The sequence below is a fragment of the Flavobacterium sp. RSSB_23 genome, from assembly GCF_051547145.1.
Taxonomy (GTDB): domain Bacteria; phylum Bacteroidota; class Bacteroidia; order Flavobacteriales; family Flavobacteriaceae; genus Flavobacterium.
The window spans coordinates 28,326-42,394 of record NZ_JBPTTO010000002.1; the positions used below are offsets into that span (position 1 = coordinate 28,326).

Sequence of the window (14,069 nt, forward strand, 5' to 3'; positions counted from 1 at the left end):
GAGTGAAAGAAAGTCCTATTTATAATTTTGATCCAATATATATTTTATAATCGTTATACTTTCAAGTTTTCAATTCTTGATGACAACTTTCCCGTTTTTAATTCCTCTAAGCATTAATTCTCCACTTTTATAATTACCATTTTACTAGTAGATGGATTACTTGCTTTTGTTTTAATTTCTTGCTGTGCTTCTTGCAAATTATCAAACATCGTACTGTAGATATAATAACTACTAGTGTTGGCATCATAATAGAAAGCAACATTTTTCATTCCTGAAGCAACCGCTTTCGTTAAGAATGCGTCACGTTTAGCAATATCTTTATGTACTGCCATAATCATATAATAGCCACTAGGTGTATTCGATACACGCTTCATAATTTGCATGTTCGATTGCTCTTCACCAAAATCAAAATCACTTTCTTTAAGTGGTGTTGCACTTACTTTGGTGGTTTCTTTAATACGTTTCAAAGTAGCTTGATCTTGTGCCAATCGATCGGTATCATTCAGCGAATTCGCACGTTTGATTCTACGTTTTTTCTCAATCTCAACAGCTACTTTAATATTCTCTAAAGTTTGAACCAATTTGCTATTGCTTTGAACGCTCGCTGCTTGCTCCACTTTTAATTGATCAATCGATTTTAAGTAACTTACACTCAAGGCATCAGTTGGACTAGCTCCTTTTTTGATACGATCATCAAACAAGTTCTTGATTTTAGCAATGTTATCCTCCTGCATTTTGTTCAAGGCCGCGATTTGAGATTTCAACGATTCAATAGCTGCATTATCATTTGAAGTGCTCTTAATTTCTTGCGGTTCTCTCACAATACCTTGCTCACTCAAATCATTTTCCTCTTTCATGTCTCGCAACTCTTTCGCTTTGTTGGCTACTTTTTGATCCAACTGTGCGATTAACGATTGTTGCATTTTGCTAGATTCTTCAGCTTGTTTCGCTAAATTATCTATTGCTTTGGCACTTTCATCTTTAACCACAGGAGCTGCTGCCGCTACTTTAGCCAAACGTATTTTCTCTGCTTCGGCATCGGCTATCGCTTTAGCATCCGCGGCTAATTTAGCTAGACGCAAACGTTCTGTTTCAGCATCCGCTTTGGCTTTCGCTTCAGCTGCTGCTTTTTGTGCGGCTTCTGCATCAGCTTTTGCTTTAGCATCTGCGGCTAATTTCGCTTGGCGTAAACGTTCTGCTTCAGCATCCGCTTTAGCTTTCGCATCCGCTACTGCTTTTTGTGCAGCTTCTGCATCTGCTTTGGCTTTGGCATCTGCTGCTAATTTCTCTTGGCGTAAACGTTCTGCCTCAGCATCCGCTTTTGCTTTCGCTTCAGCTGCTGCTTTTTGTGCGGCTTCTGCGTCTGCTTTTGCTTTAGCATCTGCTGCTAATTTTTCTTGACGTAAACGTTCTGCTTCAGCATCAGCTTTAGCTTTCGCATCGGCTGCAGCTTTTTGTGCGGCTTCAGCATCTGCTTTTGCTTTAGCATCTGCAGCTAATTTTTCTTGACGTAAACGTTCTGCTTCAGCATCAGCTTTAGCTTTCGCATCGGCTGCAGCTTTTTGTGCGGCTTCAGCATCTGCTTTTGCTTTAGCATCTGCAGCTAATTTCTCTTGACGTAAACGTTCTGCTTCAGCATCCGCTTTAGCTTTTGCATCCGCTGCTGCTTTTTGTTGTGCTTCAGCATCTGCTTTGGCTTTAGCATCTGCTGCTAATTTCGCTTGACGTAAACGCTCTGCTTCAGCATCGGCTTTCGCTTTCGCATCCGCTGCTGCTTTTTGTTGTGCTTCTGCATCTGCTTTCACTTTAGCATCTGCTGCCAACTTAGCCAATCTTGCTTTTTCAGCAGCTGCTTTTTGTGCGGCTTCTGCATCTGCTTTAGCTTTGGCATCAGCGGCCAATTTAGCTTGTCGTTGACGCTCAACTTCTGCAGCTTTTTCTAGAGCTTCTGCATCAGCTTTTACTTTAGCATCTGCAGCCAACTTAGCCAAACGGGCTTTTTCTGCAGCTGCTTTTTGTGCTGCTGTTGGTGCGGCTGCTTTAGCTTTTGCTTCAGCATCAGCTTTGGCTTTCGCCTCTGCGGCTAATCGTTCTTTGTTCAATCGCTCTTTTTCAAGAGCTGCTTTTTGTGCAGCTTCAGCATCTGCTTTTGCTTTAGCATCTGCAGTTAATTTCGCTTTGGCATCAGCCTCTGCTTTCGCTTTAGCATCTGCTATCTCTTTTAATTTAGCCAAACGCATTTGTTCTCTAGCTGCTTGAGCTTCTTTTCTTGCCGCTTCTAAATTAGCTTTATCCACAGGGGATAATAAAGTACTTTGTTTAGGCTGAGTAGTAGAGGGCTTAGAAGGTGCTTCACTTGGTTTAATTAAAGCGCCTTCTTCTTCATCGTCACCATAATAATACGTTTTGTTTTTGAACTTATATGCCAAAACAATATCATGTGAAGAGCCAAAAGCGTCGAAACCACCCATAGCTTTCTCAAAATTATATTCAATAGATATACTTGAAGTAATGTTCATTCCTATACCTGCAGAAATGCCATATAATGTATTATAACCTGCCTGTGCCCAAACACCCATCGGAATGGAAAACATGGCTAATCCAGAAAGAACCGTTTTGTCTTTTTTAAATTCAGATCGAACTAAAGTTGAAAATTTACTTTTATCAAAAAAGCCATAAGTGTCCAAATAGCCTGTGTACATAATATGTGCTTGAACCGCTTTTTCAGGGTCATCCTGAAGCATGTTAGAGGTACTGAAGTTGTAACTTACAATATTATTTAGAGCTAGACCAAAATCAAAAAAAGTAGTTCCATAGTTAATACCAGGACTTACGGTCAATAGAAAATTAGAAGGAATAGTGTTTAAAGAAGGATCGGATACACCATTGGCAATTACTTTTCCTGCATCTAATCCGCTTTTATAAGCACTTAAATTAAGTCCAAAAGTCAGATTACTATCTTGTTCTAAAACTACATTATGCGCAAAATTGGCTAAAGCACCAAAAGTTGTAAGCACACCATAATTTTGCTTAAAAACACCTAAACCAACACCTTCGTTTTCTAAGAATCTACCTGAATAACTAGCAAAATAAGTAGTAGGAGCATTATCAAATTGTACCCACTGTCTTTTACTAAATATACTAGCGATAGTGTTTTGCTCACGTACAAAACTAAAAGTAGGGTTTACTACAAAACGATTGTACTTTAAAGAAGTACGAATAGGAAGTGAAAACGAAACAACTCCATCCTCAGCTGGTACAGCTTGAGCATAGAGTTCGTGGTGCATACCATAAAAAAAAGCAATGAATAGTAAAATTTTCTTCATATTATTTTATCACAGTTATTGATCCTTTTTTTACCTTTTTATCTGGTGTTGTGATAATATAATAATAAATGGGATTCACGTTTTTAAAATCAATAGGGCTAGTGATTGTCGGCCAATCATTTTGATAATCTTTAGTTTGCAAAACAACTTCTCCTAAGGCACTTATTATCATTACCTCAGTATCTGTTCCACTCACATAATCTAAAGGTAAAATCCAAGTATCATTTATAAAATCTCCATTAGGGCTAATTATATTTGGAATATTAGGTACATCTGGAAATGGGTTAGGATCGGTAGTATAGGTTACATCAAAAGACAGCTCTTTCGTTACGGTACAACTTCCAGGTTGTGTAATAGCCACTTTGTAACTCCCTTTTGTAGTAACAGAATAAGTACTAGTCCCAGCATTTGGAATTTGCACCCCATTAAAAAACCATTTGTAAGTTGGATTAACAGCAGCAGTTGTAACAATAACATCAAGATTTTCACCTGGTACTATTGCATTAGTAGCATTAACATTTAAGCTACTTGAAAACGTGATTTCTTGCAAATCTATACTTGCATTAGCATCACAACTTCCAAAGCTAACTTTTACACTATATTGGCCAGGCGTTGTCACTGAATAGGTTTGATTAGTTGCATTAGCAATAGCAACATTGTCCTTATACCATTGATAAGTATTCCCTTTGGTAACCGACAAAACTGTTGGACCTTGACTAGTACAAAAAGGATTACCCAAACTAGAAGTAATAATTGCTGTTGCGCCAGAACTAGCTGAAGTTACGGTAACACGGTTAGAATAAGAGTCGGAAGTACATGTTCCATAATTGGTCTCTGCATAATAAACTCCGGGAGTGGTTACTGTATAAGTGCCTCCTGTTGCAGAAGCGACTTTTGTAGGTAAAACTGTTGGTCCGTTGTCTCTAAACCAATTAAAGGTAAGTCCTGGGTATTTTAAAGGAGAATCATTGGTTCCTGTTCCTGGATTATCAATCGAAAGTACATACGAACCTCCAGAACAAAATACCACATTAGAGATATTATTGTTGATGGTAAATTGACTGTCTTGTGGCTTGTAGTAGGCTGGAAAAGGATTTGAAAGCTGACTGGTCGCCGCTGGTGAAGTACTACGAATACGCAATCTGTAAGCTTCTCCGCTAGTCGTAACTGGAACTGAAAAAGTAATTTTGGCAGGCGAAGTCGTTATAGCTCCAGCTACAGAAGTATGCACTACTGTAGGTGTAGCAAAACTTCCAGTACCATCTGACATCTCGACAATAAATTGATTAGAAGCTGTAATTCCACTAGTTGGTGTGAAACTAAAGTTAACATCAAAAGTATTGAATGAGGGATTAGCACAAATCTGAGTGAATAGGAAAGTAGGTTTTCCGATTGCTATTTGTGCCTGAAGTTTATTTAAAAATGGGGAAATCCCTATTACTAAATAAAAAAAAAATTGTACCAAAAAAAAGACCTTATTGTACCTTTTCATGCTTTAAATCTGGTTTTTACAAGGTTTTTAAATAAAAAAAAATAAAAACTTCGGTTGTTGGGGGGCAACCAAAGTCATTATTTTTAATAAACAATCTAGTTGTTATTTGAAGCTGTTATTTTTGAAATTCTTAATCTGAAATCAGGTCTTTTCTCATTTGAGAAATCAATAAATGCTTCTGAGTTATTCTTTTTATCATATACATTAAAGAAAGCACTATTACCATACCAGTTCTCTAATTCCTCATTTTCAGGATTAAACTCTGTAAAAATATTTCCTTTACAGAAATTAATGTACAATTGTTCTAATTTAATTTTTTTCAAGTTTGGTGCTGTAACTTCCATTTTAGCATCCAAAACTACAGCAGGGTTAAAACCTGAAATAACACTTTTCTTTAATTCTAAAAAGGTGTTTTCAGCTACACGTACTGCGTCTTTAATTAAACCATTTTGCATATCAGCTGCTAAATCTCCACTATCATTAACGAATGTAAGATTCGTAGCAACTACATTGGTTTGTTTCTTATTAAAATCAACTTCACTTTTTTGCTCATAAGAAGCTAAATCAAAACATCTTGATGCAGAAGTATTGCTAGAAATATAAGAAGAGCGAATTGCCAATGAATTATCTATTTTACATTGAACACCATAATTGAATTTGTAGTCAATTCCGTTGGCTTTCAATGAAACCATTTTATTCATTACTACATCTCCGCCATATACTTCATAAGAGTCTCCTGCACAAAAGCTAACCATCACATTTTCAATGATAGTTTTGTTTCCAACGCCTCCTAAAAATAAACCATTGAAGTTACCGCTTCCTCTTACTTTTTTACCTGCGTACTCAATACGAACATATCGCAAAATTCCAGATGAAGCAACAGGATTATTACCACCATAAACCGTCAAGGCATTATCTAAATCATAATTAACGGAAGCTACACCGCCAAATTTATTGATTGGAGCATCTCCTAAAATTACAATTCCTCCCCAATCACCAGCTTTCTTAACACTACGATTAGAGGTAAATACAATTGGATCGGTTTCTAAACCATCAGCAACAATAGAAGCACCCTTAGTAATTACTAATGCTGCCCCAGAATCAAAGTCTCCAATAATCACTGTTCCTGGCTCAATAGTCAAGACTGCATTATTATCAACATAGACTGGTCCTTGTAACAAGTACACATTCTTTTTTAACAACTTGGTATTGGTAGAAATATTTCCAGCCAAAATTTGATTTGGCTCTCCATAATCTACTTTTGCAGGTTTGAACTCAGTCCAATTGCTCAACCAATTTGTAGAACCTATGATACCTTTCTCTTGTTGTGCATTAGCACCACAAGCTACAAATAGTAACAATGCTAATATTTGAAAACTTTTTTTCATAAGGTTAAGATTTAGTGGGGTGGGGTTATTTAGACACTAACAAAATGAAAGTGACTTTAAGATTTTGTGGCAACTAATGATTCTTAAATTAAGAATCATTAGTTCTAGTTTTCTCCTAAAGTGTTTAAAGACTTTAGTGTTTCTTCATAAAACAAAATCGCTGAAATCAAATTTCCTTTATCTGCATAAGGAACCATTTTTCTTTGGAACTCAACAGTAACCTCTAAAAATGCGTTCATACTATCTGATTGAACAGTTAATGCTTTAGTGTTATTTGCATCTTCTGGAATACCTAAATCTGTTAATGTAACTCCTGGCTTACTTACTAAAGCGATATAAGGCAAAGTTTTAACCAAAACTTTAATTCTTTCAATATACAACTCTAACAGTGGCCCTTTTTGTAAATTTTCTAACTCAGGCTTTGTGTGATACTTCTTAACAAGAGCTGTTCTACTAATAATACTTTGTGGTACTTTAGTTTGAGCTGATGCAAAACCTACCACGAAAAATAATACTAACCCAAAAAAAATAATTTTCCCTTTCATGCTTTTCTTTTTTGTTAATTAAAATGTTAATAACAAAAATAAACAAATTAATTTAACCCACAACTTTTTACGATAATTTTATGAATAAAAAATATTACAGATTAAAAAAAAACGTGTATTTCATCGATAAAACAAGAGTTTAAAGCATTAATTAACAGGTGTTTATACGTAATACACAAAACAAGATTTAATAAGATTGTTGTTTAAAAATACTTAAATTTTAACATCTTAAAAATGTTAATAACAGTAAATATTTACAAATACAAAAAGCTGATTTACAAGACCAATTGGATTCTATTTAAAGATTATTATATAAAATTTCGGTCTCAATCAATTTCTATTATCTTTGCTTTATGCAATTTTCATCTATACTAGGACAACACCCCATTAAAGCACATTTGATCAAAAGTGCAGACACTGGTAGAATTCCTCACGCTCAATTATTTATAGGGCCAGAAGGATGCGGTACTTTACCAATAGCTATTGCCTACGCACAATACATTTTGTGTTCAAATACAAATGGAGAGAATACAAATGGAAATGAAAGTTGTAATTTGAAATTTCAAAATTTAGCCCATCCAGATCTTCATTTTATATATCCAACAGTAAGTACCGAAGAGGTTAAAAGCAAGCCCAAAAGTATTGATTTCATAACAGAATGGAGAGAATTTGTTACTAAAAATCCATATGGTAATCTTTTGGACTGGTATTCTTTTTTAGGCGTCCAAAACAAACAAGGTGAAATCAGAGTAGATGATGCTCAAGAAATCCTTAAATCTTTGGCGCTAAAATCGTATGAAGGCGGACACAAAGTAATGATTGTTTGGATGGCCGACAAAATGAATACTGCTGCAGCCAATAAATTACTAAAGCTTTTAGAGGAACCACCTGAAAAAACAATTTTTTTATTGATAACTGAGAATGAGGAAGCAATAATCTCTACTATTCGCTCGAGATGCCAAGCCATCCATTTTAATGGTGTTCCTGAGGAGATTATAATGGACGCATTACTACATCAACATAAATTAGATCAAAAATCAGCACAAAATCTAGCACATCAAGCTCAAGGAAATTACAATAAAGCCCTCCATCTATTGCATCAAGATGGCGATGATTTGGTTTTTGAGGAATGGTTTGTTGTTTGGGTTAGAGCTGCTTTTAAAGCAAAAGGAAATGCTGCCGCGATTCAAGATTTAATACAATGGAGTGAACAGATTGCACAATTAGGTAGGGAAAAACAAAAAAAGTTTTTAGAATACTGTATCGAATTTTTCAGACAGGCTTTGCTACTCAATTATCAGGCTAAAGAGCTAGTCTATTTTGAACCTAAAATGGAAAAATTTAAATTAGAAAATTTTGCTCCTTTTATTCATGGTAATAATATCAATGCTATTTTCAATACCCTTTCAGAGGCATTGTATCATATTGAAAGAAATGGAAATGCAAAAATCATATTAACAGATGTGTCCATTCAATTAACCCGATTAATTCATAAAAAATAACCATTATGAACAACACAGCCTCAATGCTATTATTAGTTTTTTTAGCTATTACATTTATTCAATCTGGATACGATAAAATATTTTACTGGAAAGATAATGTAAGTTGGTTAAAAGAACATTTTTCTAAAACCCCTTTAAAAAATCAAGTCCCACTAGCACTTGCACACGTATTACTCCTAGAAATGATCTCTGGAATATTATGTATTGTTGGCAGTATAGAACTGTACTTAACCAATGGAAAACTTTACGGATACTATGGCGCCCTGTTTTCTAGTATTACCCTATTGATGTTACTGTTCGGTCAACGTCTAGCGAAAGATTATGACGGAGCAAGAACAATAGTAATCTATTTCATTCCAGCAGTTATAGCCGTATACTGGCTCAATTAATTCAACACAATTTTATTTTTACTTATATGATTCCAAAACATCCATCAGAATCTCTAACCATTTTAACCGACCTAGTTTTACCAAGCGAAACCAATCCATTAAACAACCTCTTTGGTGGAGAATTATTAGCACGTATGGATCGCGCGGCCAGTATTGCTGCACGCCGACATTCTAGAAGAATAGTGGTAACGGCTTCTGTAAATCACGTCGCCTTCAATAGAGCAGTTCCTATTGGCAGCGTAGTTACCGTTGAAGCGAAAATCTCTAGATCATTCAAAAGCTCAATGGAAATATATATAGATGTTTGGATTGAAGACCGAGAATCCGGCCAACGCAATAAAGCAAACGAAGGTATCTACACATTTGTAGCCGTTGACGATACTGGAAGACCCGTAGAAGTTGCTCCAATTATTCCAGAAACAGAATTAGAGAAACAACGATTTGATGCCGCTTTGAGAAGAAAACAATTAAGTTTGGTACTCGCAGGAAAAATGAATCCTCATGATGCTACAGAATTGAAAGCCTTATTCAATTAATAAATAGTAGTAGTATTATTTTTTTTTATTAGAATACTAAAAGACAGCTTTATTAGCATAAAAAAAAAGTGTATTTTTACCTAAACTTGTAAAAAACAACCCACTCGTTATTACCTTAAATAGTAGTAACCTATACGCCTATAATTAGTTATAAACCCAAAAATTTAGATGAAAGAAAAGATGAGTTCAGACAAAGAAGCCAAATTAAAAGCGTTACAATTAACGCTTGACAAATTAGATAAAACCTACGGAAAAGGTACTGTAATGAAGATGGGCGATAAAGCCATTGAAGAAGTGGAAACAATTTCTTCAGGTTCATTAGGTGTAGACTTAGCCTTGGGAGTTAACGGATATCCAAAAGGAAGGATCATCGAAATTTTTGGACCTGAATCTTCAGGTAAAACCACACTAACATTACACGCCATAGCTGAAGCACAAAAAGCTGGTGGAATTGCAGCTTTTATAGATGCAGAACATGCTTTTGACAGAAATTATGCTGAAAAACTGGGAGTTGATATTGAAAACCTTATCATTTCTCAACCTGACAACGGAGAACAAGCGCTTGAAATTGCTGAGAATTTAATTCGTTCTGGTGCAATTGACATTGTAGTAATTGACTCTGTTGCTGCCTTGACTCCAAAAAGTGAGATTGAAGGCGAAATGGGAGATTCAAAAATGGGTTTACATGCTCGTTTGATGTCACAAGCCTTAAGAAAGTTAACAGGAACTATTAGCAAAACACATTGTACTGTGTTTTTCATCAACCAATTAAGAGAGAAAATTGGTGTAATGTTTGGTAACCCAGAAACAACAACAGGTGGTAATGCTTTGAAATTTTATGCTTCCGTTCGTTTAGACATTCGTCGTTCTACTCAAATTAAAGACGGGGAAAATGTTTTAGGAAACCGAACCAAAGTTAAAATTGTAAAAAACAAAGTTGCACCACCGTTCAAAGTAGCAGAGTTTGATATTATGTATGGTGAAGGAATTTCTAAAACTGGAGAAATTCTAGATCTTGCCGTTGAATTCGAAATTATTAAAAAAGCGGGATCATGGTTTAGCTATGGAGAAACCAAACTAGGACAAGGTCGCGATGCTGTAAAAACACTCATCAAAGATAATCCAGAATTAGCAGACGAATTGGAAGTAAAAATAAAAGCACATATCAAAGAATTGGCTAACGAATAATCCTTTCAAAAAAATCTAAAAAGCTATCTATTCCCCTTTTTTATAGGAATAAATAGCTTTTTTTATAGTGCGTTTTTTATAAAAGAAAGAAAAAACTTATTTTTAAAGTCCCTGAGAATCGGATATTTAAAAAAAATTGGATGCTGTATCGAAATATTTAAAAATAAAGAAGAATAAAACTAAGAAAAAACTTAGTATTTACCTTGGGACATTTCAAAATCCGTAAGTTTGTTTAAAATAATTGTACGGACTTTTTCCTTAATTTCTTTTCTAGCCTCACTTGTCAAACCCTCCGTATCAACAACAGAATGGATATGTGCCCTCATCAATCCTGGACTCCCACTAAAAAAAGTATAAGAAAAACGCTTTTTATTATCTGGGAAAGTTATAGGTAAGATAGGAATTTGGTGTTCGATAGCTAATCGAAATGCGCCATCTTTAAACTCGTCTAATATTATTGATTCATCATCTGGAACACCTCCTTCAGGAAAAATACAAACACTCAATCCTCTTTTAATCCTTTGTTGGGCCGCTTCAAAAACATCCCTCCTACTTTTAGCGGAACCTCTATCTACAAGTATACAAGTTCTTTTGTAGAAAAATCCAAATAAAGGGATTTTAGATAATTCTTGCTTTCCAACAAAAACAAATGGATTTTTTATGATAGCCAACATCAACATGATATCAACCATCGAGGTGTGATTCGCTACAATCATGTAACTCGTCTTTGCTTCTAAAACAGGTTCTTGATTTACTTTATAACTAAAACCCATTCCGAACAAAATAACCTTTGCCCAAATACGAGCCATCATAAAAAAATAAGGATACCCACTTTCAGTCAGAATGGAAATAACCAAAAAAGGAAACATTATCAAAATTGGAATGGCCATCAAAATGTAAAACCAAATCCTCCAAACAATCCAAAAAAATACTTTCAAAATTCTCATAGTTTCAAAAGTAAGGAATACTTCCTAATTACCAAGAAACTATTTTAACGAAATTGAAATGCAAAGAATGAAACGAAAATGGTAAAAAAAAGTTCAATTTCTAAAACTCACATTTTACAAAAAAGGATTCAAATTTTATTCAAATCATCAAAAAAAACTAAGCAAATATAGAATTTGACAAAAATTCAGATTAAAGAACTTTAAACGGTTTTTGTGTAAATAATAATTAATATTTTAGCTAAAATGATATAAATAATATGTTAAATTGTATATTTTAATGAATATATAACACTTGAAACTATGGTAAATTTGACCCCAAAATTAAGCCAAAACGCATGGGATGAAATGTTTTCACAACATGGCGTTAGAGATTCCTATAGACAAGTTTTAGAAGCATTACAAAGTCTGAATCAACAAACACTAAACGACAAACAGAAACAAGCTTCTGATTTATTTATGAATCAAGGTATAACTTTTACGGTATACACTGATGATAACCAAGGAATAGAAAGGATTTTCCCTTTTGATATTATACCCAGAATTATAACCAAAAAAGAATGGGATGAAGTAGAAAATGGGATTAAACAACGATTAAAGGCATTAAACTATTTTTTAGAAGACATTTATGGGGAGCAAAATATCATAAAAGATGACATAATTCCGGCTTCATTAATTGCATCATGTCCACATTACATTCAAGAAGTACATGGTATAAAAGTACCCCACAATATCCACGTACATATAGCTGGAATAGATTTAATAAGAGGAAAAAAAGGAGAATTCTATGTCCTAGAAGACAATCTGAGATGTCCGAGTGGTGTGAGTTACATGCTAGAAAATAGAGAAATTACGAAACGAATTTTTCCAGACATGCTTACCTCAAATAAAGTGAGTATGGTTGGAAACTATCCGATGATATTTCACAACATACTTGTCTCTCTATCCCCAAGGAACATTTCGAATCCAACAGTAGTACTCCTAACACCTGGAGTCTATAATTCTGCTTACTACGAGCACACTTTCTTGGCAAGACAAATGGGTATCCCATTAGTTGAAGGACGAGACTTGGTAGTAAACAATAATAAAGTTTATATGAAAACCACTTCTGGACTACAACAAATAGATGTGATTTATAGACGTTTAGACGATGATTACTTAGACCCATTGGTATTTAAACCAGATAGTACATTGGGTGTGCCAGGATTAATAAGTGCGTATAGAGAAGGTAATGTTGCACTAGTAAATGCGGTTGGAAACGGTGTTGCCGACGACAAGGCCGTATACGCTTATGTACCACAAATGATTCAGTACTATCTAAACGAAGAACCAATTCTTAAAAACGTTCCTACTTATCAAATGGAAAATTTAGAAGAAAGAGAAATGGTTTTTTCCGATATGGAAAATATGGTAATCAAAGAAACCAATCAAAGTGGAGGTTATGGAATGATTATGGGAAACAAAGCTAGTCAACAAGAACTAGACGATGCGAAAATTGCCATCACTGCAAATCCAAGAAATTTCATCGCTCAACCCATTATCCAATTAAGCACCGTGCCTTGTTTCATAGATGGTGAATTAAAACTACGCCATGTTGATTTAAGACCATTTGCTTTGTGTGGCCCAAAAGGAATTCAAATTGTACCAGGAGGTTTAACGCGCGTAGCATTAACCGAAGGTTCTTTAGTCGTAAACTCTTCACAAGGTGGCGGAAGTAAAGACACTTGGATTATAAAATAAAGAAAAAAGATGCATTGGCAAGCTTAAAACAAAACACAATAGCCAACTAAAAAATTGCATATGAAAGTAAACATGCTCAGTAGAGTAGCGGATTCGATGTTTTGGCTCAACCGCTATATGGAGAGAACAGATGGAATGCTGCTCACACTAAATACTTGCTATATTTTGTCTTTTGACAAAGAAAGCGAAGATTGTCAAGGCTATAGACCTCTTTTAGAATACTATACCGATTTGTCTAATGAACAAATCTTAGCGGTTCAAAACGACACTAATTTTGTTTTGAAATATATTATCTGCGACAATTCCAACCTGAATTCTGTGAAAAATTTGGTTATTAAAACCAGAGAAAATGCAAGGGGTTCACAAGATAAAATAACGAAAGAACTTTGGGAACACATCAATTCAATGTACCATTATATGAACTCTCCTGAATTGCCTAAAAAATTAGAAACATCAGATGCTTTGAATATTGTGACAAAACTCAACAAAGACTTGCTACTATACAATGGTATTTTACAAGTAACGATGCCAAGAGGTTTGGGTTGGTGCTTTTCGAGTATTGGCAAACATATTGAACGTTGTTTACAAACGATATCAATGACTCAAGCGTATTTTTCACCCATAAATTACGACTTAGAAAGTAATGAAGATTTAATGTATTGGAGAAGATTGCTCCTCTCTTTGTCTGGATATGAACTTTATTTAAAAAGTTACAGTAACATTCCTCATAACCGAAAAGTAGTACAACAAGTAATATTTAACCGTGATTTTGCCCATTCTGTAATCTATACCTTAGACTTAATTGGCGTATATCTAGATAATTTATTTAAAGATAATACCCTAAGCGAAGCCAGGTCGTTGCATAATCAATTTGGACGACTCAAAAGTTATGTTGAATATACCGATTATCACCACCTTAACAATCAACAATTAGAAGAAGTACTTCATACAACTAGAGTTCAACTCAATCAATTCTCGACAGACTTTTCAAAATTATTCTTTTCCTATACCTAAACCCA

The 14,069-nt window shown here is 34.7% G+C and carries 11 protein-coding genes; 6 read left to right on the plus strand and 5 right to left on the minus strand.

Going from position 1 to position 14,069, the window contains the following annotated elements; genetic code table 11:
- Positions 1-113: 113 nt before the first annotated feature.
- The 4 genes from ACSVH9_RS03625 to ACSVH9_RS03640 all read right to left on the minus strand — a co-directional run bounded on the left by ACSVH9_RS03625 (position 114) and on the right by ACSVH9_RS03640 (position 6,751).
- Positions 114-3,326 (minus strand): PorP/SprF family type IX secretion system membrane protein, encoded by a 3,213-nt coding sequence (locus tag ACSVH9_RS03625; protein WP_438062530.1) that lies wholly within the window; start codon positions 3,324-3,326, stop codon positions 114-116.
- Position 3,327: 1 nt separating this feature from the next.
- Positions 3,328-4,818: a gliding motility-associated C-terminal domain-containing protein gene (locus ACSVH9_RS03630; RefSeq protein WP_438062531.1), complete on the minus strand. Its 1,491-nt coding sequence runs from the start codon at positions 4,816-4,818 to the stop codon at positions 3,328-3,330.
- Positions 4,819-4,913: 95 nt separating this feature from the next.
- The gene (locus ACSVH9_RS03635; RefSeq protein WP_438062532.1) at positions 4,914-6,206 is read right to left on the minus strand and encodes a hypothetical protein; all 1,293 of its coding nucleotides are present in this window, start codon (positions 6,204-6,206) and stop codon (positions 4,914-4,916) included.
- 104 nt (positions 6,207-6,310) lie between these two features.
- The gene (locus ACSVH9_RS03640) at positions 6,311-6,751 is read right to left on the minus strand and encodes a hypothetical protein (protein ID WP_438062533.1); all 441 of its coding nucleotides are present in this window, start codon (positions 6,749-6,751) and stop codon (positions 6,311-6,313) included.
- Positions 6,752-7,104: 353 nt separating this feature from the next.
- Here ACSVH9_RS03640 and ACSVH9_RS03645 point away from each other — a divergent pair, with 353 nt between their 5' ends.
- The 4 genes from ACSVH9_RS03645 to recA all read left to right on the plus strand — a co-directional run bounded on the left by ACSVH9_RS03645 (position 7,105) and on the right by recA (position 10,366).
- Complete coding sequence (locus tag ACSVH9_RS03645) at positions 7,105-8,253, plus strand: ATP-binding protein (protein WP_438062534.1); 1,149 nt, start codon at positions 7,105-7,107, stop codon at positions 8,251-8,253.
- 5 nt (positions 8,254-8,258) lie between these two features.
- Positions 8,259-8,642 (plus strand): DoxX family protein, encoded by a 384-nt coding sequence (locus tag ACSVH9_RS03650; RefSeq protein ID WP_438062535.1) that lies wholly within the window; start codon positions 8,259-8,261, stop codon positions 8,640-8,642.
- A gap of 26 nt (positions 8,643-8,668) precedes the next feature.
- Complete coding sequence (locus tag ACSVH9_RS03655) at positions 8,669-9,178, plus strand: acyl-CoA thioesterase (protein WP_342692566.1); 510 nt, start codon at positions 8,669-8,671, stop codon at positions 9,176-9,178.
- 180 nt (positions 9,179-9,358) lie between these two features.
- A complete protein-coding gene (recA, locus tag ACSVH9_RS03660) occupies positions 9,359-10,366 on the plus strand; it encodes a recombinase RecA (RefSeq protein ID WP_342692656.1) in 1,008 nt (335 codons plus the stop codon).
- A 191-nt stretch (positions 10,367-10,557) separates the two neighbouring features.
- Here recA and ACSVH9_RS03665 read toward each other — a convergent pair whose 3' ends face one another.
- A complete protein-coding gene (locus ACSVH9_RS03665) occupies positions 10,558-11,313 on the minus strand; it encodes a lysophospholipid acyltransferase family protein (RefSeq protein ID WP_438062536.1) in 756 nt (251 codons plus the stop codon).
- Positions 11,314-11,613: 300 nt separating this feature from the next.
- Between ACSVH9_RS03665 and ACSVH9_RS03670 the strand changes: the two genes are divergently transcribed.
- Positions 11,614-13,050, plus strand: coding sequence for a circularly permuted type 2 ATP-grasp protein (locus tag ACSVH9_RS03670; RefSeq protein ID WP_438062537.1), 1,437 nt, complete (start codon positions 11,614-11,616; stop codon positions 13,048-13,050).
- Positions 13,051-13,110: 60 nt separating this feature from the next.
- Positions 13,111-14,064: an alpha-E domain-containing protein gene (locus ACSVH9_RS03675; RefSeq protein ID WP_438062538.1), complete on the plus strand. Its 954-nt coding sequence runs from the start codon at positions 13,111-13,113 to the stop codon at positions 14,062-14,064.
- The last annotated feature ends 5 nt before the right edge of the window (positions 14,065-14,069 follow it).